The organism is Paraburkholderia sp. CNPSo 3076, assembly GCF_026343935.1.
In the GTDB taxonomy this organism is placed as follows: Bacteria; Pseudomonadota; Gammaproteobacteria; order Burkholderiales; family Burkholderiaceae; genus Paraburkholderia; species Paraburkholderia nodosa.
Window position 1 is genome coordinate 1 of the sequence record NZ_JAPMAL010000039.1, and the last position, 26,080, is coordinate 26,080.

A 26,080-nucleotide genomic window follows, 5' to 3' on the forward strand; every position below is an offset into this window, starting at 1 on the left:
GCAACACCTCTTTACGCTTCTTCCCGATTGGCTGTGGCGCAGAACCCTGCGACGCAGCAACCCGTCATGCCTGATGACCATAGCGAGCTGGTCCCACCCCTTCCCATCCCGAACAGGACCGTGAAACAGCTCCACGCCGATGATAGTGCGGATTGCCCGTGTGAAAGTAGGTAATCGTCAGGCTCCTTATGCTGTAACGTCCAGAACCCCGGTGTCTCCCAAAGAGCACCGGGGTTCTGGCGTTTGGGCTTCGGATGCGGAAAACAAGAAAGCCGTCCAATGGACGGCTTTTTGCATTGGTGCCTCGAATTACTGCTGAGCCAGAAATTTCGTCGCCAGATGTACCCAAAACGACGACCCCACCGGCAGCAGTTGATCGTTGAAGTCATAGCTCGCGTTGTGCAGCATGCAAGGGCCTGCGCCGTGTCCTGCATCCCGGTGGCCGCCTTCGCCGTTGCCGAGAAACGCGTAGCACCCAGGCTTCTCCAGCAGCATGAACGAGAAGTCCTCGGCGCCCATGGTCGGCTCGACGTTCGCGTCGACGTGATCGGCGCCGACCACCTCACGCATGACCTCCGCGGCAAACTGCGCCTCCGTGCTGCTGTTCACCGTCGGCGGATAGTTGCGATGGAAGGTGATGTCCACCGAGCAGTCGTACGCTTCAGCCGTGCTCCCGGCGATCTTGCGCAGTCGCGATTCGATCAGATCCAGCGTTTCCGTCGTGAAGGTACGCACCGTTCCCGCGATCCAGGCCGTATTCGGCACCACGTTGACCGCATCGCCCGCATGAATCTGTGTGATCGAGAGCACTGCCGTATCGAGCGGCTTCTTGTTGCGCGTGATGATGCTCTGCAACCCGTTCGCGAGCTGCACCGCCGTGAAGACCGGATCGCGGCCATTGTGCGGCAACGCGGCATGCGAACCTACGCCCTGGATTTCAATGCGGAATTCGTTGCTCGAGGCCATAATCGGCCCTTCGGTCACGCCGAAGTAGCCAGCCGGCATGCCCGGCCAGTTGTGGATACCGAAAACGGCGTCCACAGGAAACCGTTTGAAGAGGCCATCTTCGATCATGGCTTTCGCGCCTGCGCCGCCTTCTTCGGCGGGCTGGAAAATGAAGACAATCGTGCCGTCGAACTGACCGTGCCGCGCAAGATATTGCGCCGCGCCAAGCAGCATCGCTGTATGGCCGTCATGGCCGCACGCGTGCATCTTGCCTTCGTTGCGCGAGCGATGATCGAACGTGTTGAGTTCCTGGATCGGCAACGCGTCCATATCGGCGCGCAATCCGACCATCCGTTTGCCGGTGCCGCGTTTGAGCACGCCGACCACGCCGGTCCTGCCCATGCCGCGATGCACATCGATGCCCCATTCCGTGAGCTTCTCCGCAACGAGGTCGGAGGTCTGGGTTTCTTCGTAGCGCAGTTCGGGATGCGCGTGGATTGTTCGTCGGAGGCCCTGAATTTCGCCTTGGGCGGCCTGGATTTCCGGAATCAGTTTCATGGCGGGCGGTGCTCAAAAAGTGGGCGCCCGGCCTTTGTCTCCAAAATTAGCCGGGTCTAGACGGACCATTCTACGCCGAACCTTTTTTTTCGCGCCAACCCACAGGGCGCGTACAGGGCGCGCACCCCGAACATAATAAAATCGCTCTTACGACAAAACGCCTCACCCACGGATTTCCGATGAACGCCTCAGCCGAAATTGCCCGTGCAGTTTGCCCGCACGATTGTCCCGATACCTGCGCGATGCGCGTGACGGTCGAAAACGGCCGGGCGATCAAGGTGAGCGGCGACCCCGACCACCCGCCCACGCAAGGCGTGCTGTGCACGAAGGTGACCCGCTATGCCGAGCGTGTCCATCATCCGAAGCGTCTGACGCAGCCGATGAAGCGTGTGGGGCGCAAGGGGGAAGGGCGTTTCGAGCCGATCAACTGGGACGAAGCCTGTCGCCTTGCAGCCGAACGCCTCGGCGAAATCGCGCAGCGCGCGCCCGAAGCGATCCTGCCGTACAGCTATGCCGGCACGATGGGACTCGTCCAGGGCGATAGCATCGCCCAGCGCTTCTTTCACAAGCTCGGCGCATCGCGTCTCGATCGCGCGATCTGCGCGGCCGCGGGCGCCGCAGGCCTGCGTTATACGTTCGGCGCGAGCCTCGGCATGCTCACCGAGTATTTCGCGGAAAGCGAAGTGATCCTGATCTGGGGCGCCAACCCGATCGCGTCGAACCTGCACTTCTGGACCCGCGCGCAGGAAGCGAAACGCAACGGCGCGAAGCTGATCGCGATCGACCCCTATCGCTCGCTGACGGCCGAGAAGTGCCATCAGCACATTGCGCTCAAGCCCGGCACGGACGGCGCGCTCGCGCTCGGGATGATGCACGTGCTGATCACCGAGGACCGTCTCGATCACGATTACATTGCGGCCCACACGCACGGCTTCGAAGCGCTGAAGGCGCGTGCACTCACCTACACGCCCGCACGCGTCGCCGCAATCTGCGGCATCGAGGAACAGGTCGTCGTCGATCTCGCGCATCTCTACGCCTCGACGCGCAAAGCGGCGATTCGCATGAACTATGGCCTGCAGCGCGTGCGCGGCGGCGGCAACGCCGTGCGCGCCATCGCCTGCCTGCCCGCTTTGACGGGCGCGTGGCGCGAGCGCGCGGGCGGCGTACTGCTTTCGTCGTCGGGCTGGGCACCTGTCGATGCCAACGCGCTCCAGCGTCCGGATCTGATCCCGGGCTGGCCGCAGCATCAGCCGCGCATCGTCAACATGAACCAGATTGGCGATGCGCTCACGCACGCAGGCGACGCCGCATTCGGACCGAAAGTCGAAGCGATCGTCGTCTACAACTCGAATCCGGTTGCGGTTGCGCCCGAGTCGGCGAAGGTCGCGGCTGGCTTTGCGCGCGAGGACCTCTTTACGATCGTGCTCGAGCAGTTCCAGACCGACACCGCCGATTACGCAGACCTGCTGCTGCCTGCCACGACCCAGCTCGAACATCTCGACGTCCACAAGTCGTACGGCCATACGCACGTCATGGCGAACTTGCCTGCCATCGCGCCCGTTGGCGAGGCGCGGCCGAATACCGAAATCTTCCGTTCCATCGCGCGCGCGATGGGCCTGACCGAGCCGGCCCTGTTCGAAAGCGACGAAAACGTGGCAGCCCACGCATTCGACTGGAGCGATCCCGCGCTGGGCGGCGCCGACTGGGCGGCGCTCAAGCGCGAAGGCTGGCTGAAGCTGAACATTGCCGAAGCGCCGTTCGCGAACGGCGGTTTTCGCACGCCCACGGGCAAGTGCGAGTTCCACAGCGAGGCGCTTGCGAAGGCCGGGCTCGATCCGCTGCCCGATTACCTGCCGCCGTACGAGTCGGCGGACGGCGCGCCCGAACTCGCCGCGCGTTATCCGCTCGCGATGATCTCGCCGCCTGCGCGCAACTTCCTGAACAGCACCTTCGTGAACGTTGAGAGTCTGCGCGCGACAGAAGGGGAGCCGCACGTGGACCTCCATCCGGCCGACGCCGCCCATCGCGAGATTGCCGACGGCGACGAGGTGCGCGTGTTCAACGACCGCGGCTCGATGCGCGCACGAGCGCGTGTGACCGATCGGGCACGCAGCGGCCTCGTGGTGGGTCTGTCTATCTGGTGGAAGAAGCTTGCGCCAGACGGCCGCAACGCCAACGAAGTGACGAGCCAGGCGCTCACCGACCTTGGCGGCTCGGCGACTTTCTACGATTGCCTCGTCGAGGTCGAGCGCGCCTGAAAGCGCCTCATGCTACCGTTAGCGGCCCCCCAACACGCGTTCGAGGGGCCTTTCTAACTCGCTGATTTGCTGACATAAAAGCTGCGTCGCCATGCTACGATCCATTTTTTAGCACGACCATTCGAAAAATCCAGGAGGAGACGCTGCATGGAAAAAGTCTGGCTGAAATCGTACCCGCCCGGCGTTCCCGCTGAAATCGACGCGAGCCGTTACGCGTCCATCACTGCGCTGCTCGAGGAGAGCTTCAGCGAATTCCGTGCAAAGCCCGCTTTCGCCTGCATGGGCAAGATGCTCACCTATGGCGAACTGGACCAGCTCTCCCAGCGTCTGGCAGCGTGGTTCCAGGCGCGCGGCATCGTACGAGGCGCGCGCATCGCGCTCATGATGCCCAACGTGCTCCAGTACCCGGTCGCGCTCGCTGCAGTGCTGCGCGCGGGATACGTCGTCGTGAACGTGAACCCGCTCTACACGCCGCGCGAACTCGAACACCAGTTGAAGGACAGCGGCGCCGAGGCGATCGTCGTCCTCGAGAATTTCGCCGGGACGGTAAGCGCGGTGGTCGCCAATACGCGCGTGAAGCACGTGCTGGTCGCGGCGATGGGCGATCTCCTTGGCGCGAAGGGCTTCATCGTCAACTTCGTCGTGCGAAGCGTGAAGAAGATGGTGCCCGCCTGGAACCTGCCCGGCCACGTGCGCTTCAACGACGCGCTCGCCGAAGGCGCGCGCCAAGGCTTCAAGCGCGTCGAGCAGACGCCCGAGGACGTCGCCTTCCTTCAGTACACGGGCGGCACGACCGGCGTGGCCAAGGGTGCGACGCTGCTGCACAGCAACCTGATCGCCAACGTGCTGCAGTCGGCGGCATGGACCGAGCCCGCGCTTGCGAAATTGCCGTCCGGCACACAACCGGTGACGGTTGCGGCGCTGCCGCTGTATCACGTGTTTGCGTTGACCGTTTGCGGGCTGCTGACGCTGCGCACCGGTGGTCTCGCGATCCTGATTCCGAATCCGCGCGATATCGCCGGCATGATCAAGGAACTGCGCGGCTATTCGATCACGTGTTTCCCCGCGGTAAACACGCTCTACAACGCGATGCTCAACCATCCGGAATTCGGCAATCTGGACTTCACGCACCTGCTCGTTGCAAACGGCGGCGGTATGGCGGTGCAGGAAGCGGTAGCCAGGCGCTGGTACGAGCGCACGCATACGCCGATCGTCGAAGGCTATGGCCTCTCGGAAACCTCGCCCAGCGTGACCTGCAATCCGGTCACGGCGACGGAATACACCGGCACGATCGGCTTGCCGCTGCCTTCCACCGAAATCTCGATTCGCGACGACACCGGCAACGAACTGCCGATCGGCGAGGCCGGCGAGATCTGCATCCGCGGGCCGCAGGTGATGGCGGGCTACTGGCAGCGGCCAGAAGAAACCGCGAAGGTCATGACGCCGGACGGCTACTTCAAGTCGGGCGACATCGGTCTCATCAACGCGCGCGGCTACATCAAGCTCGTCGACCGCAAGAAGGACATGATTCTGGTCTCGGGCTTCAATGTTTACCCGAACGAAGTCGAGGATGTCGTGGCCAAGTTGCCGGGTGTCTTCGAGGTGGCGGCGGTGGGCGTGCCGGACCAGAATTCGGGCGAGGCGGTGAAGCTCTATATCGTCAAGAAAGACCCGGCGCTCACCGACAAGGACGTGTTCGAGTACTGCAAGACGCAGCTCACCGGCTACAAGCGGCCGAAGATCATCGAGTTCCGCAACGACCTACCCAAGAGCAATGTCGGCAAGATCCTGCGCCGAGAGCTGCGCGACGGTCGCGCCTGAAAACGCAAAAGCGAAGCGAAAGGCTGGCGAGTCACATGCGAAAAGCGGCCTGCACATCGAGGGCAGGCCGTTTTTTTTGGGGGGCGTGCGCACTGTGGCGAAACGACAAAACGCACCAAAGAAAAAAGGCGCCCGGAGGCGCCTTCGAGATTACAGCGACTGTTCTTCTTAGAACTTGTGACGGATACCGACGCGAGCCGTGAACACGTTGTTGGTCGACGACGCGGTCAGGTTGTTGATCGAAGCGACAGCTGCGACATCGTTCGAGTTCGTGCCCGTAGCGTGCTGGTAGACGCCGATCAGGTAGACGTCCGTGCGCTTCGACAGGAAGTAGTCCGTGCCCAGCGCGTACTGGAAGTACTTCGCGCCGCTGTTGCTCGAGCCGTTCGCCAGGGCGACGCTGCGGCCGTCCGTGTAGTCGAACGCGAAGCCTGCGAGCAGGGCCGGCGTGAACTGGTACTTGAAGTTCGCTTCGACGTTGTTGAACGTGGCGTTCGCGCCGCGCTGGTAAGCCGGCGTGCCGGTGATCGCGACAGCGCCGAGGTTGCGGAAGCTGATGTTCGAGTACGTCAGGCCGAACGTTGCTGCGCCGAACGTGTATGCGCCACCTGCACCGATGACCTGGTACGTGTTGGCCGTCTGGAAGCCGGAATACACGGGAGTCGTCGAGCTGCTCACCGCTGCGGTCGGCGGCGTCGTCGGGGTGCTGCCGGTGTTGAACATACCGCCAGAAGCCGACGGCGTGCGTGCGTTCAGGTAGCCAACGCCGAGAACGAGGGGGCCGTTGTTATAGCCAGCGCCCAACGACCAGATTTGATTACCCGTGAAGTTGCCAGCCTGGCCACCGAAGCTGTAGGTGCCGCCGAACGTCAGACCAGCGTAGTTCGCGCTGGTGAACTTGATCGTGTTGTTCGTACGGTAGGCATTGTTGAAGTTGTCGAGGTCATCCGGGTGAGCTGCGATGTAGCCGCCCCACTGGTCGCCTACTTCGAGCGGGCCGACATAGTCGACGACGGAATCGTACTGGCGACCCAGCGTGACCGTGCCGAACTGCGAGCTCGAGAGGCCGACGTACGCTTGACGGCCGAACAGCAGGCCACCCTGGCCGAGCTTGCCGTTGTTCACGTCGAAGCCGTTTTCCAACACGAAGACTGCCTTCAGGCCGCCGCCGAGGTCTTCAGCGCCGCGCAGGCCGAAACGGCTGCCTTGCAGAACGCCGCTCGACAGGTTGTACAGGTGATGGCCACCCGAATTCGTGTTGATGTTGAAACCTTCGTCGATGATGCCGTACAGCGTGACGCTGCTCTGAGCGTGAGCAACGCCCGCGAACGCGCCCAGCGCAGCCAGCGCGAGAAGCGACTTCTTCATTGAATGATCTCCAGTGTTTGCGAATCTTTTGCGTCTTTTAACGGGACCAGTTTTTTATAGTGCGGGGTCCTGTCCTTCTAACTTCGCGAGAAGTTGCACGTAATGTAACAAAAGGGTTAATAGTCACAAAGGAAAAGCCAGGGCCTCGCTAAGTACCTGTTTCGTTTACACAACATGGTCTAGAATGTGCGGCTATCTATCGGCGCTGCCCCGGATTGACGGATGTCCGTGAGTTTGTGTAGTGGTGAAAGGGCAGTCCGGGCGAGCGACAAATCCGGCTCGCAAACGAAATGAAAGGGAGGCTGGATGACGCTAGACGACTTGATTACCGAATTCGACCGGGGCCTGCGCTCTCTCACCGGCGTGTCGCGCATGACGCGACCGATGCCGCAGCCTTCCCCCGTTACCATCGAAGTGACGCCCGAGGGCGATGCCGTACCCGCCGGCAGTGAACTCACGCCTGCCGAGCGCACGCACGCCGCCGGCCTCATGCGCGTCAACCACGTCGGCGAAGTGTGCGCACAGGCGCTGTATCAGGCGCAGAAAATCTCGGCGCGCTCGCCCTCGCTCAAGGCTGCCTTCGAGCAGGCCGCGCGCGAAGAAGAGGATCACCTCGCGTGGACCTCGCGCCGGCTGCAGGCGCTCGACTCGCGTCCGAGCCTGCTTAACCCGCTCTGGTACGCAGGCGCGCTCGCGATCGGTTTCGCCGCCGGCCGCCTCGGCGACAAGGTGAGCCTCGGCTTCATGGCCGAAACCGAGCGCCAGGTCGAGCATCATCTCGACAGCCACCTCGACAGCCTGCCGCCCGCCGATCTCGAGTCGCGCGCAGTCGTCGAGCAAATGCGCGCCGATGAAATCTCGCACGCAAAATCGGCCGCCGATCTGGGCGGAGCCGAATTGCCTTTGCCGGTGCGTTCGCTAATGCGTGTAGCATCGAAAGTCATGACGCGCACGGCCTACTACATCTGATTAATGGGTTTGGGCCGACAATCGCTGTCGGCCCAAACCGGATTAATCTTTCAGAGCTTTCAGTCCGGTTTTAATCCCCGCAAGCCCCCCGCTCGATCCCGCCATAGGCCGTTTATCGCCGCGCTTTTCACGTATCACCTTCAGAACCTGCGTTAGCTCATTCATTCATAACGGTTTTTGGCTTTTGTCCCGACTTCAACAAGTGCCGCTAAGTCCTTGTTCTAGCGGATAAATTTCGTCAAAAAACGTCCGGTCTCCCTTGACCCTCGTTGGGCGTTCCTCTAAAGTGGGAGACAGTGTGAGAAAGTGTATTTTTGTGTGATTTCAGGCGCGCATTCAGGTAGATTTTCCGGGATTTAGGCGGGCGGCGAAAAGCGCCGCATTTGGGGGGAGCAAATTGTTCCAGGGGGCGTCGGCGCTAACACTCGATGCGAAAGGACGGATGTCGATTCCGTCTCGCTATCGGGAGGCGCTGCAACAACAGGCAGAAGGACGGGTGACGATCACCAAGCACCCGGACGGCTGCCTGTTGCTATTTCCGCGCCCCGAATGGGAAGTGTTTCGCTCGAAGGTCGCCGCCTTGCCGATGGATGCGCACTGGTGGCGCCGCATTTTTCTGGGCAATGCGTCCGACGTCGATGTCGACAGTGCGGGCCGCGTGCTCGTCTCACCTGAATTGCGTCTGGCAGCGGGAATGGAAAAGGAAGTCATGCTGCTCGGCATGGGTAGTCATTTTGAGTTGTGGGATGCGCAGACCTACGCCGCCAAGGAACAGGCGGCGATGGCGCAGGGCATGCCCGACGCCTTGAAAAATTTCACGTTCTGATCGCGGTTCAAAAAGCTATGGCATCTGCGATGGGACAGGGACTGCAGCATCGCACGGTGCTGCTAGACGAAGCGGTGAACGCGCTGATCACGCGCGCGGACGGCGTCTATGTGGACGGCACGTTCGGTCGCGGTGGGCACAGTCGCGCGATCCTCGGGCGTCTCGGCGAGACCGGGCGCCTGATCGCGTTCGACAAGGACCCGCTGGCGATCGCGACGGCGCAAACCGTGAACGACGCGCGGTTTTCGATCGTGCATGAGAGTTTTGCTTCGCTGCGCGACGAGCTCGCGTCGCGCGGGGTAGGGCGTGTGTCGGGAATATTGCTGGACCTTGGCGTGTCGTCGCCGCAAGTCGACGATCCGCAGCGCGGTTTCAGTTTCCGCGCGGATGGCCCGCTCGACATGCGGATGGACCCGACGCGCGGCGAGTCCGCCGCTGACTGGCTCGCTCGGGCCACGTTGCAGGAACTGACGGAGGTAATTCGGGATTATGGGGAAGAACGGTTTGCTTTTCAGATTGCAAAGGCGCTTGTTGCTCGCCGGGCAGAGTCCGACCGTCTCGGGCCTCTCGACAGCACGGGCGAGCTTGCCCAAATCGTGGCTAACGTCGTCAAAACCCGTGAGAAGGGTAAGGACCCGGCAACCCGCACCTTTCAAGCTATACGGATTCACGTCAATCAAGAGCTTGCGGAGCTGCAGGTCGTTCTAGAAGCAGCACTGTCGTTGCTGGAACAGGGGGGGCGGCTGGTGGTCATCAGCTTTCATTCGCTCGAAGACCGGATCGTCAAGCGGTTCATGCAGGCGCACGCGAGCGCGCCGGCGGTGGACCGCCGTCTGCCGATCCGCGCCGTCGATCTGCCGAGCCCGCCGCTCAAGCTGCTCGGCCGCGTGTTCGCGAGCGACGAGGAAGTCGCCGCGAACCCGCGCGCCCGCTCGGCCGTGATGCGCACCGCGGAGCGCATCACGCCATGAATCGTCTGAACATCTTCCTGCTGATCGTCGTCATGGGGTGCGCGCTTTCCGTCGTGAACGCCACCAATCAGCAGCGTCAGATCTTCATCCAGTTGCAACGCGCGCAGTCGCAGGAGCATCAGCTTCAGCAGGACTACGCACAGCTTCAATATCAGCAGAGCGCGCTGTCGAGAACGTCGCGCATCGAACAGATCGCCACCGACTCGCTCAAGATGCAGCCCGTCACGACCGGACGCACGCAATATCTGACGCTCGCGCCCGGCAGCGCAACCGCCGTCGACGCACCCGTGCCGACCTCGGCGCCCCCGCAGGGCGCCGCTCCCACGCCTGGGCGCCGCGGAGGCACGCGATGAAAAAGGACAATCGTCGCAAGAGCGTCGCCTTCAGCGCCAATCCCATTCTCTCCGTACGCCTGCCGATGTGGCGCTCGAAGCTCGTCGTGTTCTTGCTCTTTATGGCGTTCGTCGCGCTCGCCGCGCGCGCGTTCTGGATTCAGGGCCCGGGCAACGCGTTCTATCAGAAGCAGGGCGAAAGCCGCTACCAGCGCACGATCGAGCTGCCGGCCACGCGCGGCAAGATTCTCGACCGTAACGGTCTCGTGCTCGCCACGAGTCTGCCCGTGCGCGCGATCTGGGCGATTCCCGAAGCCGTGCCCGATGATCTCGGCGCCGACAAGCTCAACCAGCTCGGCGCGCTGCTCGGTATGAATACGAAGGAGCTGCGCGCGAAGCTCTCCGAAGACAAGACGTTCGTCTACGTGAAGCGCCAGGTGCCGCTCGACGTCGCGCAGAAAGTGACGGCGCTCGACATCCCGGGCATTTACCAGCGCAACGAATACAAGCGCTTCTATCCGGAAGGCGACGTCACCGCGCACTTGATCGGTTTCACCAACGTCGAGGACGAAGGCCAGGAAGGCGTCGAGCTGTCGGACCAGAAAGTGCTCGCGGGCGTGCCGGGCATTCGCCACGTCATCAAGGACCGCATGGGCCACATCGTCGAGGATGTCGACGAAACAGTCGTGCCCCACGATGGCAAGGATGTCGAACTGTCGATCGACAGCAAGATTCAGTACATCGCCTATTCGAACCTGAAAGCCGCCGTCGAGAAGTTCAAGGCCAAGGCCGGCGCCGCGATGGTGGTCGACGTGCGCACGGGCGAAGTGCTCGCGCTCGTGAACTATCCGACCTACAACCCGAACGACCGCACGCACCTCACGGGCGAGCAGTTGCGCAACCGCATTCTCACCGATGTGTTCGAGCCGGGCTCGATCATGAAGCCCTTCACGGTGTCGCTCGCGCTGGATCTGCACCGCGTCTCGCCGAGTACACTGGTGGATACGGGCCCGGGGCACTTCACGCTCGACGGCGCGACCATCACCGACGACGCAGCGTTCGGCGTCCTCACGGTCGGTGGCGTGATCCAGAAGTCGAGCAACATCGGCGCGACCAAGATCGCGATGACGCTCAAGCCCGAAGAAATGTGGGACATGTACACCAGCATCGGTCTCGGTCAGGCGCCGAAGGTCGGGTTTCCCGGCGCGGCGGCGGGCCGTTTGCGTCCGTGGAAAAGCTGGCGCCGCATCGAGCAGGCGACGATGTCCTACGGCTACGGCCTCTCCGTTTCGCTGTTCCAGCTTGCGCGCGCGTACACGGCGATCGCGCACGACGGCCAGATTCTGCCGGTCACGATCTTCCGTCACCCGGGCGACATGCAGCCGGTGCAGGGCACCCAGGTCTTCGCGCCGACCACGGCGCGTGAAGTGCGCACGATGCTGGAGAGCGTGGTGTCGAAGGACGGCACCTCGCCCGACGCCGCCGTGCCCGGCTACCGCGTGGGCGGCAAGTCCGGTACGGCGTACAAGCACGGCCCGCACGGCTACGATCATTCGAAGTACCGCGCGTCGTTCGTCGGCATGGCGCCGATGCCGAACCCGCGCATCGTCGTGGCCGTCACGGTCGACGAACCGACGGCCGGCAGCCACTTCGGCGGCGCGGTATCGGGTCCGGTGTTCTCGGGCATCGTCGGCGATACGCTGCGCTCGCTCAACGTGCCGCCGGACATGCCGGTGAAGCAGCTCGTTGTCGAGGACAACAGCGGCGCCGCCTCGGCCCCGGCCGTCGCGAACGCGCCCGCTGCGCCTGTGAAGCACGTGGCGAACACGAGCGCCGCGAAAAGCGCCGCAGCCGCGCATCACATGACCGTCGCGGACAACGCGAAAAATCGACCCGGAGTCGTCCGATGAACGCCACGCGCACCCAGCATCCCGCGCACCGGCAGATCGCGGACGCGCTCGCATGGCTGCGCGCGCACGTCGCGCCCGCAGCCGGCCTGCACGCCGACACGCGCTCGCTCAAGCCGGGCGACGTGTTTCTCGCCTACGCCGTCGAGGGCGCGGACAACCGCCCGCACATCGCCAATGCGATCGAGCGTGGCGCCGCAGCCGCGCTGTATCAGCCGGAGGGTTACGCGGGCGAACAGCTCGACGCGTCGATTGCGCTGGCCGTCCCGCAGCTCGACGTGCTCGCAGGGGAAATCGCCAGCGGCTGGTATGGCGACCCGAGCGATGCCATGCTCGTCGTCGGCGTGACGGGCACGAACGGCAAGACGTCGTGCAGCCAGTGGATCGCTTCGGCGTTCACGGCGATCGGCCAGAAGTGCGCGATCGTCGGCACGCTGGGCACGGGCTTTCCGGGCCAGCTCGTGCATACGGGCTTCACCACGCCCGACGCGCCGCAACTGCAACGCAGCCTCGCGCAATTGCGCAGCGCTGGCGCACAGGCGATTGCGATGGAAGTCTCCTCGCACGCGCTGCATCAAGGCCGCGTGAACGGGACCTCGTTCGACATCGCCGTCTTCACGAATCTCACGCAGGACCATCTCGACTATCACCACACCTTCGAGGCCTACGAGGCCGCGAAGGCGCGGCTGTTCGCATGGCCGGGCCTGCGCGCCGCGATCGTCAACGCCGACGACGCAGCGGGGCGCCGCCTGATCGCCGCGACGCGCGGCAAGGCTCGCACGATTGCGTATAGCGTGGCGACGCCCGCCGCCGACGCACTCGTCGCCGACGCGTGGCTGCGCGCGAGCGACGTGCGAGCGACTGCCACCGGCACGGCGTTCCATCTGGAAACGTCGGATTGGGGCGAGGCGCAAGTCGAGGCGCATGTTCTCGGCCTCTTCAACGTGAGCAATCTGCTCGGCGTGCTCGGCGCGCTGCTTGCGGCGAACGTGCCGCTCGTCGCGGCGCTCAACGAGATCTCGAAGCTGCAGCCGGTGAACGGCCGCATGGAGCGTCTTGGCGGCCGCGCCGATCACGACGAGCCGCTTGTCGTGATCGATTACGCGCATACGCCGGACGCGCTCGAAAAAACGCTCGAGGCGCTGCGCCCGATGGCAGCCGCACGCGGCGGCCAGCTCATCTGCATGTTCGGCTGCGGCGGCGATCGCGACGCGACCAAGCGCCCGCTCATGGGGGCGATCGCGGAACGCATCGCCGACCAGGTCGTCGTGACGAGCGATAACCCGCGCAGCGAATCGCCGGCCGCGATCATCGAGCAGATCGCACAAGGCATGCGCGACGCCGCGAAGGCGCGCCGCATCGAGGATCGCGCGAGTGCGATCCTGCAAGCGGTGCGCGGCGCGGCGCGCGAAGACGTCGTCGTGCTGGCCGGCAAAGGCCACGAGGCGACCCAGGAAATCATGGGCAAGAAGCGCGCGTTCTCCGACCAGGACCACGCGCGGCTTGCACTCGCCGCCCGTGCCACGCACGGGCGCGGAGGTGGTGAATGACGATGCTTTCCCTGCGGGAAGCCGCGGCGCTGATTCCCGGCGCGAGCGTCCTCGGCGACGAGAACGCCACGTTCGAGCGCATTTCGACCGACAGCCGCACCACGGGCCCGGGCGATCTCTTCGTCGCGCTCAAGGGCGACCGCTTCGACGCGCACGACTTTCTCGGCGAGGTCGCGAACCGCCACGTGAGCGCGGCGCTCGTTTCGCGCAGTCCCGGCGACTGGCGCATTCCCGCGCTGCGCGTGGACGACACGCGCAAGGCGCTCGGCGCACTCGCGCGCGGCTGGCGCCGCCGCTTCTCGATGCCGCTCGTCGCCGTGACGGGCAGCAACGGCAAGACGACGGTCAAGGAAATGATCGCGTCGATCTTTGCGGCGGCCGTTGGAGAAAATTTGCGTCTCGCGACCACCGGAAACCTCAATAACGACATCGGCGTGCCGTTAACGTTGCTGCGTTTGAGCGGCGCTCATCAGCTGGCGGTGGTCGAACTCGGCATGAATCACCCGGGCGAGACCGAGTTGCTCGCGAAATTCGCCGAGCCGACGGTCGCGGTGGTGAACAACGCGCAGCGCGAGCATCAGGAATTCATGGCGACGGTGGAAGCCGTCGCGCTCGAGCATGCGAGCGTGATTCACGCGCTCAAGCCCACGGGCGTGGCGGTGTTTCCCGCCGACGATGCCTACGCGAGCATCTGGCGCGTGGCGGCCACGGGTTCGCGCATTCTCGACTTCGCGTTGCATACGGATACGAGTGCGGTTGAAGCGGCAGTCACCGGCAAGCTCGTCGACAAGCTCGGGGGCAACCGTCTCGCGATCGCGACGCCGGAAGGCCATCTCGAGGTGGAGTTGAAGGTGCTGGGCGCGCACAACGCGCGCAACGCGCTCGCGGCCACGGCGGCGGCGATGGCGTCGGGCGTGTCGCTCGAAGCGATCGGCCGCGGGCTCGAGGCGTTCGAGCCGGTGAAGGGCCGCTTGCAGGTGAAGCGCGCGGCGCTTGGCGAGCTGACGGGCGCGACGGTGATCGACGACACCTACAACGCGAATCCCGATTCGGTGCGTGCGGCGATCGACGTGCTGGCTTCGCGCGTGTCGCCGCGCGTACTCGTGCTCGCAGACATGGGCGAAGTCGGCGACGACGGTCCCGCATTTCATCGCGAGGTGGGCGCTTACGCGAAGGAACGCGGCATCGACGCGCTCTACACGCTCGGCGACGCGGCGCGTGACAGCGCGGCGGCGTTCGGCGCTCAGGCGCTGCATGCCGCCGACGTGGGCGAACTCGTGCAAGCGCTGGCTGGTGCCGGTTACGGCGCTGGCGCAACGATTCTCGTGAAAGGCTCGCGCTTCATGCAGATGGAACGCGTGGTGGCGGCATTGACGAGCCCGAAAGCGAATCCGCAAAACCCTGCGCCGGACGCCAAGTCCGGTGCGCACTGAAATACGAAGGAATACAAGGCATGCTACTGGCGCTGGCGCAATGGCTGCAGAATGACGCAAGCTTCTTGCGCGTGTTCAGTTATCTGACGTTCCGTGCGGTGATGGCCACCATCACCGCGATGGCGATCGGGCTTTTTCTCGGCCCGTGGGTGATCCGCAAGCTCACCGCAATGAAGGTCGGCCAGGCCGTGCGTACGGACGGCCCGCAAACTCACCTCGTGAAGTCCGGCACGCCCACCATGGGCGGCGTGCTCATTCTGCTCGGCATCGCGGTTTCCACCTTGCTGTGGGGCGACCTCACGAACCGCTTCATCTGGATCGTGATGCTCGTCACGTTCGGCTTTGGCGCGATCGGCTGGGTCGACGACTATCGCAAGGTCGTCTACAAGGACCCGCGCGGCATGTCTTCGCGCGAGAAGTACTTCTGGCAGTCGGTGATCGGTCTGTTCGCTGCGGTGTACCTCGCGTTCAGCGTCTCCGAAGCGAGCAACGTGCGCGTGTTCGATCTCTTCATGGCGTGGGTGCGTAGCGGCCTGTCGATGGGCCTGCCCGCGCGCGCCGACTTGCTGCTGCCGTTCCTCAAGTCGATGAGTTATCCGCTCGGCGTGTGGGGCTTCATCGCACTCACGTATTTCGTGATCGTCGGCGCGAGCAACGCCGTGAACCTCACCGATGGCCTCGACGGTCTAGTGATCATGCCCGTCGTGCTGGTCGGCGCGTCGCTCGGCGTGTTCGCCTATGTGATGGGCAGCTCGGTCTACTCGAAGTATCTGCTCTTTCCGCACATTGCCGGAGCCGGCGAACTGCTCATCTTCTGTTCGGCGATGGGCGGGGCAGGGCTCGCGTTCCTCTGGTTCAACACGTACCCGGCCCAGGTGTTCATGGGCGACGTGGGCGCGCTCGCGCTCGGCGGCGCGCTGGGAACCATCGCGGTGATCGTGCGTCAGGAAATCGTGCTTTTCATCATGGGCGGCATCTTCGTTGCAGAGACGCTCTCCGTGATGCTGCAGGTCACCTGGTTCAAGTACACGAAAAAGCGTTACGGCGAAGGGCGCCGCATCTTCAAGATGGCGCCGCTGCATCACCATTTCGAGCTGTCCGGCTGGAAGGAAACGCAGGTTGTCGTGCGTTTCTGGGTTATCACGCTGATGCTGTGTCTGATCGGTCTGTCCACGCTCAAGCTGCGTTGAGCCTCTAAGTAAGCAAGGGAAGCAAGCGATGTTTGGCGAGAAGTTTCGGGATCGGCAAAAGCCGATGGTGCTCGTGCTGGGACTCGGGGAATCGGGTCTCGCGATGGCGCGCTGGTGCGCGCGGCATGGTTGCCGCCTGCGCATTGCCGATTCGCGTGCAGCGCCGCCCAATCTTCCCGAACTCGCCGCGCGCGGCATCGACGCCGATTTCGTAGGCGGTCCGTTCACGACGGCGCTGCTCGACGGCGTGGAACTCGTCGCGATCAGCCCGGGCCTCTCGCCGCTCGCCGAAGATCTCGTGCCGCTGATCGCGGCGGCCCGCGAGCGCGGCCTCGAAGTGTGGGGCGAGCTCGAACTCTTCGCACAAGCGCTGCGCCATCTTGGCGAGAGCGGCTACGCACCGAAGGTGCTCGCCATCACCGGCACGAACGGCAAGACCACCACGACGAGCCTCACAGGCATGCTTTGCGAGCGCGCGGGCAAGCGCGTCGCGGTGGCGGGCAACATCAGCCCGGCCATGCTCGACAAGCTCGCCGAAGCCATCGACAACACCGCGCTGCCCGACGTCTGGGTGCTCGAACTGTCGAGCTTCCAGCTGGAGACGGCGCACACGTTCGAGCCGGACGCCGCGGCGGTCCTCAACATCACGCAGGACCATCTCGACTGGCACGGCGGCCTCGACGCCTATGCGGCCGCGAAGGGCCGCATTTTCGGGCCGCGCACGACGCGCGTGCTCAACCGCGACGACGCCCGCGTCATGTCGCTCGCGAGCGTGAAGGCGAGTGGCAACGCGAAAGTCGTGACCTTCGGCCTGAACGAACCCGAGAACGACGGCGACCTGGGTCTGTTGCGCGAGAACGGCATGCAGTGGCTCGTGCAGGCCCACGATCTCGATGCGGCCGACGTGCCTGTGTCCCCGCGTCGCCGCAAGCAGCAGGAAGCGGCGCCCGTAAACCTCGGCATGAAGCGCCTCATGCCCGCCGACGCCCTGCGTATTCGCGGTCTGCACAATGCGGCCAACGCGCTCGCGGCGTTCGCGCTCACGCGCGCGATCGACCTGGCGCCCGCACCGCTTCTGCACGGCCTGCGCGAGTATCGCGGCGAGCCGCATCGCGTGGAGCTGATCGCATCGATCGACGGCATCGACTACGTGGATGACAGCAAGGGCACGAACGTGGGCGCGACGGTTGCGGCGCTCGACGGCCTCGCGCAGCGCGCGGTGCTGATCGCGGGCGGCGACGGCAAGGGCCAGGACTTCGATCCGCTCGTCGCGCCGGTTGCACGCTGGTGCCGTGCCGTGATGCTGATCGGCCGCGACGCGTCGAAGATCCGCGCGGCGCTCGAAGAAACCGGCATCGCGATGAGCGACCACGCGACGCTCGAAGAAGCCACGCGCGCGGCGGCGGCGCTCGCGCAACCCGGCGACGTCGTGCTGCTTTCGCCCGCTTGTGCGAGCCTCGACATGTTCCGCAACTACGCCCATCGCGCGGCTGTGTTCCACGACACCGTAGAAGAAATCGCCGCAGAACGGGGGACGATGATATGAGCTGGTCCGAGCGATTCGGTGCGCGCCTCTCGCGCGAAGACGGTCAGGCCGGCGGTTCGTCGGGCGCCGGCGCGCGCTCGGGCGGTCTTGCGAGCGTCGTCAACGGCGTGCGTCCCGGCCGCTCGCGCATGCTCGACTACGACCACTCGCTCCTGTGGGCCGTGATCGCGCTGCTCGGTCTTGGCGTGGTGATGGTCTACTCGGCCTCGATCGCCATGCCCGATTCGCCCAAGTACGCCTCGTACCGCGACTGGGCGTTCCTCGTGCGCCACATCGTTTCGCTCGTGATCGCCACGGTCGCGGCGCTCGTGACGTTCCGCATTCCCGTTTCCACGTGGGACCGCTACGCGCCGAAGCTCTTTCTGATCGCGCTCGCCATGCTCGTGGTCGTGCTGATTCCGCACATCGGCAAGGGCGTGAACGGCGCGCGGCGCTGGATTCCGCTCGGCGTCACGAACATGCAGCCGTCGGAAATCATGAAGCTCGCCGTGACGATTTACGCGGCGAACTACACCGTGCGCAAGCAGGAATACATGCACAGCTTCGCGAAAGGCTTCCTGCCGATGGCATTCGCCGTGGGCGTGGTCGGCGCGCTGCTGCTGCTCGAGCCCGACATGGGCGCGTTCATGGTGATCGCCGCGATCGCCATGGGCGTGCTGTTCCTCGGCGGCGTGAACGGCAAGCTGTTCGGCGGCCTCGTGGCCACGGCAGTGGGCACCTTTACGCTGCTCGTATGGGCGTCGCCGTGGCGCCGCGAGCGGATCTTCGCGTACCTCGATCCGTGGGACGACCGCTACGCGCAGGGCAAGGCGTACCAGCTCACGCACTCGCTCATCGCGTTCGGTCGCGGCGAGTGGTTCGGCGTGGGTCTGGGCGGCAGCGTCGAGAAGCTCAACTATCTGCCGGAAGCACACACCGACTTCATTCTCGCCGTGATCGGCGAGGAACTCGGTTTCGTCGGCGTGCTCGTCGTGATCCTGCTGTTCTACTGGATCGTGCGCCGCTCGTTCGAGATCGGCCGCCAGGCGCTCGCGCTCGACCGCACGTTCGCGGGCCTCGTCGCCAAGGGTCTCGGCGTGTGGTTCGGCGCGCAGGCCTTCATCAACATGGGCGTGAATCTGGGTCTGCTGCCGACCAAGGGTCTCACGCTGCCGCTCGTGAGCTATGGCGGCTCGGGCATCTTGCTGAACTGCGTCGCGGTGGCGCTGCTGTTGCGTGTGGATTACGAGAACCGGGTCCTGATGCGCGGAGGCAAGGTATGACCGCAGCGACGCGCACGCTCATGGTGATGGCCGGCGGCACCGGGGGGCACGTGTTCCCAGGGCTCGCCGTCGCGCATCGAATGGAGCAGTGGGGCTGGCGCGTGGTGTGGCTCGGCAATCCCGCAGGCATGGAAGCGACGCTCGTGCCGAAGCACGGCATCACGATGGAATACGTGCGCTTTGGCGGCGTGCGCGGCAAAGGCATCAAGACCAAGCTGATGCTGCCGCTGAACCTGCTGCGCGCCTGCACGCAGAGCCTCGCGGCGCTGCGCCGCGTGAAGCCCGACGTCGTGCTCGGCATGGGCGGCTACATCACGTTCCCGGCGGGCGTGATGAGCGCGCTTTCGGGCCGCCCGCTTGTGCTGCATGAACAGAATTCGATTGCAGGCCTCGCGAACAAGGTGCTCGCGAAGCTGGCCAGGCGCGTGCTCGTGGCGTTTCCGGGCGCCTTGCCGAATGCCGAGTGGACCGGCAACCCGATCCGCGAAGCGCTCGAACACGTCGACGCGCCGGCGGCGCGCTACGCCGCGCGCAGCGGTCCGCTGCGCGTGCTCGTGGTGGGTGGCAGTCTCGGCGCCACGGCGCTCAACGAAGTGGTGCCGCGCGCGCTGTCGCTGCTTGCGCCGGAAGAGCGTCCGCACATCGTGCATCAGGCAGGCGCAAAGCACATCGACGTCTTGCGTCAAAACTATCTCGACGCCGGACTCGAACTGAATGACACGGTGCAACTCGTGCCGTTCATCGACGACATGGCGAGCGCCTACCGGAACGCGGACCTCGTGGTCTGCCGTTCGGGCGCAATGACGGTGGCCGAAATCGCGGCCGTGGGCGTGGCGGCATGCTTCGTGCCGTTCCCCTACGCCGTGGACGACCACCAGACCACCAACGCCGCGTTCCTTGCCGACAAGGACGCAGCACTCGTGGTGCAGCAACGCGACCTGACGGCGGAAGGGCTCGCCGACTGGTTGCGGCATCAGACCAGAACATCGCTGGCGGAAATGGCAGGGCGCGCTCGCGCGCTCGCGAAACCCGACGCCGCCGATCAGGTCGCGCGCATCTGCGCGGCCGTGGCGGGCGTAAGTGCGGGCGTAAGTGCGGGAGGAAAGCAATGAAACACATCGTCAAACATATCCATTTCGTTGGCATCGGCGGCGCGGGCATGAGCGGCATCGCCGAAGTGCTCGTCAACCTCGGCTATCAGGTAAGCGGCTCGGACCTCGCGAAGAACGCAGTCACCGATCGACTCGCCGCGCTCGGCGCGCGCATCGCGATCGGCCATGCCGAAGAGAACATCGAAGGCGCGAATGCCGTGGTCGTTTCGACCGCGGTGCGCAGCGACAACCCCGAAGTGCTCGCGGCACGCCATCGCCGCATTCCCATCGTGCCGCGCGCCGTGATGCTCGCGGAACTGATGCGTCTGAAGCAGGGCATCGCGATCGCAGGCACGCACGGCAAGACCACCACGACCTCGCTCGTGGCGAGCGTGCTGGCCGCGGGCGGGCTCGATCCGACTTTCGTGATCGGCGGGCGCCTGATCAGTGCGGGCGCGAACGCGCGCCTCGGCACGGGCGACTTCATCGTGGCGGAAGCCGACGAATCCGACGCATCGTTCCTGAACCTGTTCCCGGTGATCGAAGTCATTACGAACATCGACGCCGATCACATGGACACCTACGGGCACGATTTCGCGCGCCTGAAACAGGCGTTCATCGAGTTCACGCATCGGCTGCCGTTCTATGGCATTGCGGTGCTGTGCGTGGACGACCCGAACGTGAAGGAGATTCTGCCGTTCGTCTCGAAGCCGATCATCCGTTACGGCTTCGCGTCCGACGCGCAGGTGCGCGCGGTGAACGTGATCGCGCGCGAAGGCAAGATGCACTTCACGGTGATGCGTGAAGACGCGCCGTCGCTCGACATCGTGCTGAATTTGCCGGGCACGCACAACGTGCAGAACGCGCTCGCCGCGATTGCGATCGCGACCGAACTCGAAGTGAAGGACGCCGATATTCAACGCGCGCTCGCGGAATTCAACGGCGTGGGCCGTCGTTTTCAGCGCTATGGCGAGATTCCCGTCAACGGCGGCGGCGCCTGGACGTTGATCGACGACTATGGCCATCACCCGGTGGAAATGGCCGCGACGATCGCAGCGGCGCGCGGCGCGTTTCCCGAGCGCCGACTCGTGCTGGCGTTCCAGCCGCACCGCTATACGCGTACGCGCGACTGTTTCGAAGACTTCGTGCGGGTGCTGTCGACCGTCGACGCGCTCGTGCTGACCGATGTCTATGCGGCTGGCGAAGCGCCGATCGTCGCAGCGGATGGCCGCGCGCTCGCTCGCGCGATTCGCGTGGCGGGCAAGGTCGAGCCGGTGTTCGTCGAGACCGTGGATGAAGTGCCGGAGGCGCTTGCAGCCGTGGTGCGCGACGGCGATGTGGTGATTACGATGGGCGCGGGTTCGATCGGCGGTGTGCCGGGCCGGATCGCAGCCCAGGAACAGAAGGCGTGAGCGACATGAGCAGTATCGATCCGAAGTTCGACCCGAAGCAGTTCGGCAAGGTGGCCGTGTTGTACGGCGGCGTGTCCGCCGAGCGCGAGGTATCGCTCAAGTCGGGCACGCTGGTGCTGCAGGCGCTGCAAAGCGTCGGCATCGACGCGCATCCGTTCGACCCGTCAGAACGCCCGCTTTCGGCGCTCAAGGACGAAGGTTTCGTGCGCGCGTTCAACGCGCTGCACGGCGGCTACGGCGAGAACGGGCAGATCCAGGGCGCGCTCGACTTCTACGGCATTCGCTATACGGGCACGGGCGTGCTCGGCTCCGCGCTCGGGCTCGACAAGTTCCGCAGCAAGCTCGTTTGGCAGCAGCTCGGCATTCCCACGCCGCCGTTCGAAGCGGTGCTGCGCGGCGACGACTACGCGGCGCGCGCGCCGCAGATCCTCGCGAAGCTAGGCCTGCCGCTTTTCGTCAAGCCCGCGAGCGAAGGCTCGAGCGTGGCCGTGATCAAGGTGAAGGCGGAAAGCCAACTCGTGCCGGCGCTCGAAGAAGCCGCGAGGTTCGACAAGATCGTGCTGGTGGAAAAGAGCATCGAAGGCGGCGGCGAGTACACCGCGTGTATCGCTGGCGACCTCGATCTGCCGATCATCAAGATCGTGCCGGCGGGTGAGTTCTACGACTACGACGCGAAGTACATCCTCGACACGACGCAGTATCTGATTCCCTGTGGCGTCGCGCCGGAGAAGGAAGCGGAACTGAAGAAGCTCGCGCGCCGCGCGTTCGACGTGCTCGGCTGCACCGACTGGGGCCGCGCCGATTTCATGATGGACCGGGCAGGCAACGCGTACTTCCTCGAAGTGAACACGGCGCCGGGCATGACCGATCACTCGCTGCCGCCGAAGGCCGCGCGCTCGGTAGGCATCGAGTATCGCGATCTCGTGGTGCGCGTGCTGGCACTCACGCTAAAAGATTGAACCCCTGATTAATCTCTGACCGACGAATTGCCGAACCGGAATTGAACCGACAATCTCGAAATGTGGAATAACGTACGCCAGCTCAACCTTGCCGCCAACGCGTTGCACGCGCTGCTCGCGCTCGCGCTGCTGGCGGCTGGCTGTTACTGGCTCGTGCAGCGCCCGAACTTCGCGCTGCGAGAGATCCGCATCGAGGGCGATACCGAGCACATCAACTCGCCCACCGTGCGTGCGAGCGTGGTCGGCCGGCTGAAGGGCAACTTCTTCACGGTCGATCTCGATACGGCGCGCGCCGCGTTCGAGCAGATGCCGTGGGTGCGTCACGCGAGCGTGCGCCGCGTGTGGCCCAACGCGCTGGCTGTCACGCTCGAAGAGTACAAACCACTGGGCACGTGGGGCAGCGATCAGCTCGTGAGCACGGACGGCGAACTGTTCACGGCGAATCAGGGCGAACTCGACGAAGAGTTGCCCGCGTTCGATGGCCCCGACGGCACCGCGCCCGAAGTGGTCGCGCGCTACCGCGACCTGGAGAAGTGGTTCGCGCCGCTCGGGCTCACGCCCGACGAGGTGACGCTCTCGCCGCGTTACGCGTGGACGGTGAAGCTCTCGAACGGCATGCAGGTGGAGCTGGGCCGCGAGCGTAACGCCGACACAATGAGCGAGCGATCGCACCGCCTCATCGCGGCATGGTCGGCGGTGACGCAACGTTGGGGCAAAGAGATCGAATACGCGGACTTGCGTTATCCGAACGGGTTTGCGATAAGGGCGGCCGGCATGCGCTTCATCAGTGACACGCCCGCTCCGGGCAAGAAGTAACAGAACATCACACGCAACGAGCGCGATATGAGTAAAGACTATAAGGATCTGCTGGTCAGCCTCGACATCGGGACGTCGAAGGTGGTGGCCGTCGTCGCCGAATTGAAGGGCGAGGGCCACTACGAAGTGATCGGTCTCGGCCAGAGCGAATCGAAAGGTCTCAAGAAAGGCGTGGTGGTGAACATCGAGGCCACGGTGCAGTCTATCCAGAGAGCGCTCGAAGAAGCGGAACTCATGGCCGACTGCAAGATCACTAACGTATTCACCGGCATTGCGGGCAGCCACATTCGCAGCTTCAACTCGAGCGGCATGGTCGCCATCAAGGAGAAGGAAGTCACGCAGGCAGACGTCGCGCGCGTGATCGAAACGGCGAAGGCGATCAACATCCCGACCGACCAGCAGGTGCTGCATATCCTCACGCAGGAATTCATCATCGACGGCCAGGAAGATGTGCGCGAGCCGATCGGTATGAGCGGCATCCGTCTGGAAGTGAAGGTGCATATCGTGACGGGCGCGGTGAGCGCGGCGCAGAACATCGTGAAGTGCGTGCGCCGCTGCGGCCTCGAAGTGAACGACCTCATTCTGCAGCCGCTCGCTTCGTCGCTGGCGGTGCTGACCGAGGACGAGAAGGAACTGGGCGTGGTGCTCGTCGATGTCGGCGGCGGCACGACCGACATCGCGATCTTCAGCGAAGGCGCGATTCGCCATACCGCGGTGATTCCGATCGCGGGCGACCAGGTGACGAGCGACATCGCCATGGCGCTGCGCACACCCACGCCCGACGCGGAAGATATCAAGGTGAGCTACGGCATCGCGAAGCAGGCCCTCGCCGATCCGGACGAGATGATCGAAGTGCCGGGTCTGGGCGAGCGCGGTCCGCGCACGCTGTCGCGCCAGGCGCTCGCCGCCGTGATCGAGCCGCGCGTGGAAGAGCTTTTCTCGCTCGTGCAGCAGGTGGTGCGCGAGTCGGGCTACGAAGAACTGCTGAGCTCGGGTGTCGTGCTCACGGGTGGCGCCGCGATGATGCCGGGCATGGTGGAACTGGGCGAGGACATCTTCCTGAAGCCGGTGCGCATCGGCGTGCCGGAATACGCGGGCGGTCTGGCCGACGTGGTGCGCAATCCGCGCTACTCGACGGCGATGGGCCTGCTCGTCGAAGGCCGTTCGCAGCGCATGCGCGGGCGCAAGGTTGCAGTGCAGTCGGGGTCGATGGGCCAGGTCTTTTCACGCATGAAGGACTGGTTCCTCGGCAGCTTCTAAGTACAGAAGTCGCAGGACAGAAGGCGAAGTACAAGCTTCGAAAAATCGCGCTGGTGACGGCGGCTAGCGCGCAGTGGAAGGTTGCCCGATCTTCCACTGGATAACGGCCGAGGAGCGGAATCTTTTTCTTGACGGAGGCAACATGGAATTCCAGATGCTGGAAACGGAAACCAACGGCACCATCATCAAGGTGGTAGGCGTTGGTGGTGCGGGCGGCAATGCCGTGCAGCACATGATTAACCGCGGCGTGCAAGGCGTCGATTTCATCGTGATGAACACGGACGCACAGGCGCTCTCGCGCTCGCGTGCATCGGCCGTGATTCAGCTCGGCAACACGGGCCTTGGCGCCGGTGCGAAGCCGGAGATGGGCCGCGCGGCAGCAGAAGAAGCCCGTGAGCGCATCGCCGACGCACTGCGCGGCGCGCACATGGTGTTCATCACGGCCGGCATGGGCGGCGGCACCGGCACGGGTGCAGCCCCGGTCGTCGCGCAGATCGCCAAGGAAATGGGCATTCTCACCGTTGGCGTGGTGAGCAAGCCGTTCGAGTTCGAAGGCGGCAAGCGTATGCGCGTGGCGGAAGCCGGCTCGCAGCAACTGGAGGATCACGTCGACTCGCTGATCGTCGTCCTGAACGACAAGCTGTTCGACGTGATGGGCGATGACGCCGAGATGGACAAGTGCTTCCAGTGCGCGGACGACGTTCTGAACAACGCCGTTGCAGGCATCGCCGAAATCATCAACGTCGACGGTCTCGTGAACGTCGACTTTGAAGACGTGAAGACGGTGATGGGCGAGCAGGGCAAGGCGATGATGGGCACGGCGACGGTTGCCGGCGTCGATCGCGCACGCCTCGCGGCAGAACAGGCCGTGGCGAGCCCGCTGCTCGAAGGCGTCGATCTGTCGGGTGCGCGCGGCGTGCTGGTCAACATCACGTCGAGCCGTTCGCTGCGTCTGTCGGAAACGCGCGAAGTGATGAACACCATCAAGAGCTACGCTGCGGAAGATGCGACGGTGATCTTCGGTGCGGTGTACGACGACGCGATGGGCGACGCGCTGCGCGTGACGGTGGTGGCAACGGGCCTCGGCCGTGCTGCGAAGAAGCAGCAAGCCGCGCCGATGCAACTGCTGCGCACGGGCACGGACAACCAGCCGATCCCGGCTCCGGCGGGTTCGTACGCACCGCAGCACAGCGGCCACGGCAATACGGCCGACTACGGCGCGCTCGACACGCCGGCAGTGTGGCGCACGTCGCGCGACACCGCGGCTTCGCACGTGCAGGCGCTGCAGGAGAAGGGCGTCGACACGTACGATATCCCGGCGTTCCTGCGCAAGCAGGCGGACTGACGCGCGAGCCGATCTGACTGCGGCAGGGCACGCGTTGCCCTCGCCCGCAGACAGAGAGCGCGCGCTGCGTAGCAATGAAGGCGAGCAGGACCAGCAAGGCCGCATCCGCGAGGATGCGCGGCAGGGACGGTTGCCCGCCACGCGTTGAGCGTGGGGGACAGGCGCGGTGTCGCCCAACGAACCTGTGTAACCTTGGAGTACATCGTTGCCCAACATTGCACGACGCCAGCGCGACACGCTTGCGCATCGTTGCGAAGGACG

General features: G+C 64.6%; 20 protein-coding genes and 1 rRNA gene. 19 read left to right on the top strand and 2 right to left on the bottom strand.

Translation table 11 applies throughout. The features are described from left to right. Positions 1 to 69: 69 nt before the first annotated feature. Positions 70 to 183 (top strand): 5S ribosomal RNA (rrf, locus tag M3A49_RS34490). A 126-nt stretch (positions 184 to 309) separates the two neighbouring features. On the opposite strand, the gene M3A49_RS34495 is transcribed toward rrf, so the two are convergent. Then, entirely contained in the window at positions 310 to 1,503 is a 1,194-nt protein-coding gene (locus M3A49_RS34495) for a M20 aminoacylase family protein (RefSeq protein ID WP_266232906.1), read from the bottom strand. 179 nt (positions 1,504 to 1,682) lie between these two features. Here M3A49_RS34495 and M3A49_RS34500 point away from each other — a divergent pair, with 179 nt between their 5' ends. Continuing rightward, complete coding sequence (locus M3A49_RS34500) at positions 1,683 to 3,761, top strand: molybdopterin-containing oxidoreductase family protein (protein WP_266232907.1); 2,079 nt, start codon at positions 1,683 to 1,685, stop codon at positions 3,759 to 3,761. Between the two features lie 147 nt (positions 3,762 to 3,908). Next, entirely contained in the window at positions 3,909 to 5,582 is a 1,674-nt protein-coding gene (locus M3A49_RS34505) for a long-chain fatty acid--CoA ligase (protein WP_266232908.1), read from the top strand. Positions 5,583 to 5,750: 168 nt separating this feature from the next. On the opposite strand, the gene M3A49_RS34510 is transcribed toward M3A49_RS34505, so the two are convergent. After that, positions 5,751 to 6,950, bottom strand: coding sequence for a porin (locus tag M3A49_RS34510; RefSeq protein ID WP_266232909.1), 1,200 nt, complete (start codon positions 6,948 to 6,950; stop codon positions 5,751 to 5,753). A gap of 306 nt (positions 6,951 to 7,256) precedes the next feature. Between M3A49_RS34510 and coq7 the strand changes: the two genes are divergently transcribed. The 16 genes from coq7 to ftsZ all read left to right on the top strand — a co-directional run bounded on the left by coq7 (position 7,257) and on the right by ftsZ (position 25,819). Continuing rightward, on the top strand, positions 7,257 to 7,919 hold the full coding sequence (gene coq7, locus M3A49_RS34515) for a 2-polyprenyl-3-methyl-6-methoxy-1,4-benzoquinone monooxygenase (RefSeq protein ID WP_254356883.1): 663 nt from the start codon (positions 7,257 to 7,259) through the stop codon (positions 7,917 to 7,919). A 397-nt stretch (positions 7,920 to 8,316) separates the two neighbouring features. Further along, positions 8,317 to 8,745 carry a division/cell wall cluster transcriptional repressor MraZ gene (mraZ, locus tag M3A49_RS34520; RefSeq protein ID WP_028207782.1) on the top strand — a complete coding sequence of 143 codons (429 nt, stop codon included), beginning with the start codon at positions 8,317 to 8,319 and terminating at the stop codon, positions 8,743 to 8,745. A gap of 17 nt (positions 8,746 to 8,762) precedes the next feature. After that, the gene (gene rsmH, locus M3A49_RS34525) at positions 8,763 to 9,716 is read left to right on the top strand and encodes a 16S rRNA (cytosine(1402)-N(4))-methyltransferase RsmH (protein WP_266232910.1); all 954 of its coding nucleotides are present in this window, start codon (positions 8,763 to 8,765) and stop codon (positions 9,714 to 9,716) included. Then, on the top strand, positions 9,713 to 10,069 hold the full coding sequence (gene ftsL / locus M3A49_RS34530) for a cell division protein FtsL (RefSeq protein WP_254356881.1): 357 nt from the start codon (positions 9,713 to 9,715) through the stop codon (positions 10,067 to 10,069). Before rsmH ends, ftsL begins: the two co-directional genes overlap by 4 nt. After that, positions 10,066 to 11,958 carry a peptidoglycan D,D-transpeptidase FtsI family protein gene (locus M3A49_RS34535; protein WP_266232911.1) on the top strand — a complete coding sequence of 631 codons (1,893 nt, stop codon included), beginning with the start codon at positions 10,066 to 10,068 and terminating at the stop codon, positions 11,956 to 11,958. The genes ftsL and M3A49_RS34535 overlap by 4 nt, the downstream gene beginning before the upstream one ends. Then, positions 11,955 to 13,505 carry a UDP-N-acetylmuramoyl-L-alanyl-D-glutamate--2,6-diaminopimelate ligase gene (locus tag M3A49_RS34540; RefSeq protein ID WP_266232912.1) on the top strand — a complete coding sequence of 517 codons (1,551 nt, stop codon included), beginning with the start codon at positions 11,955 to 11,957 and terminating at the stop codon, positions 13,503 to 13,505. Before M3A49_RS34535 ends, M3A49_RS34540 begins: the two co-directional genes overlap by 4 nt. After that, a complete protein-coding gene (locus M3A49_RS34545; RefSeq protein ID WP_266232913.1) occupies positions 13,502 to 14,938 on the top strand; it encodes a UDP-N-acetylmuramoyl-tripeptide--D-alanyl-D-alanine ligase in 1,437 nt (478 codons plus the stop codon). The genes M3A49_RS34540 and M3A49_RS34545 overlap by 4 nt, the downstream gene beginning before the upstream one ends. 20 nt (positions 14,939 to 14,958) lie before the next feature. Continuing rightward, a complete protein-coding gene (gene mraY, locus M3A49_RS34550) occupies positions 14,959 to 16,128 on the top strand; it encodes a phospho-N-acetylmuramoyl-pentapeptide-transferase (protein WP_254356877.1) in 1,170 nt (389 codons plus the stop codon). Positions 16,129 to 16,156: 28 nt separating this feature from the next. Continuing rightward, positions 16,157 to 17,674 (top strand): UDP-N-acetylmuramoyl-L-alanine--D-glutamate ligase, encoded by a 1,518-nt coding sequence (gene murD, locus M3A49_RS34555; protein ID WP_266232914.1) that lies wholly within the window; start codon positions 16,157 to 16,159, stop codon positions 17,672 to 17,674. Further along, a complete protein-coding gene (gene ftsW / locus M3A49_RS34560) occupies positions 17,671 to 18,936 on the top strand; it encodes a putative lipid II flippase FtsW (RefSeq protein WP_266232915.1) in 1,266 nt (421 codons plus the stop codon). The genes murD and ftsW overlap by 4 nt, the downstream gene beginning before the upstream one ends. Continuing rightward, on the top strand, positions 18,933 to 20,048 hold the full coding sequence (gene murG / locus M3A49_RS34565; protein ID WP_266232916.1) for an undecaprenyldiphospho-muramoylpentapeptide beta-N-acetylglucosaminyltransferase: 1,116 nt from the start codon (positions 18,933 to 18,935) through the stop codon (positions 20,046 to 20,048). The genes ftsW and murG overlap by 4 nt, the downstream gene beginning before the upstream one ends. Then, positions 20,045 to 21,439, top strand: a complete 1,395-nt coding sequence (murC, locus tag M3A49_RS34570) for a UDP-N-acetylmuramate--L-alanine ligase (protein WP_028207791.1) — start codon at positions 20,045 to 20,047, stop codon at positions 21,437 to 21,439. The genes murG and murC overlap by 4 nt, the downstream gene beginning before the upstream one ends. A 5-nt stretch (positions 21,440 to 21,444) precedes the next feature. Then, positions 21,445 to 22,398 (top strand): D-alanine--D-alanine ligase, encoded by a 954-nt coding sequence (locus M3A49_RS34575; protein ID WP_266232917.1) that lies wholly within the window; start codon positions 21,445 to 21,447, stop codon positions 22,396 to 22,398. A 60-nt stretch (positions 22,399 to 22,458) separates the two neighbouring features. After that, complete coding sequence (locus tag M3A49_RS34580) at positions 22,459 to 23,214, top strand: cell division protein FtsQ/DivIB (protein WP_266232918.1); 756 nt, start codon at positions 22,459 to 22,461, stop codon at positions 23,212 to 23,214. Between the two features lie 27 nt (positions 23,215 to 23,241). Beyond that, positions 23,242 to 24,474 (top strand): cell division protein FtsA, encoded by a 1,233-nt coding sequence (gene ftsA, locus M3A49_RS34585; RefSeq protein ID WP_028207794.1) that lies wholly within the window; start codon positions 23,242 to 23,244, stop codon positions 24,472 to 24,474. A 142-nt stretch (positions 24,475 to 24,616) separates the two neighbouring features. Continuing rightward, positions 24,617 to 25,819: a cell division protein FtsZ gene (gene ftsZ / locus M3A49_RS34590; protein WP_028207795.1), complete on the top strand. Its 1,203-nt coding sequence runs from the start codon at positions 24,617 to 24,619 to the stop codon at positions 25,817 to 25,819. The last annotated feature ends 261 nt before the right edge of the window (positions 25,820 to 26,080 follow it).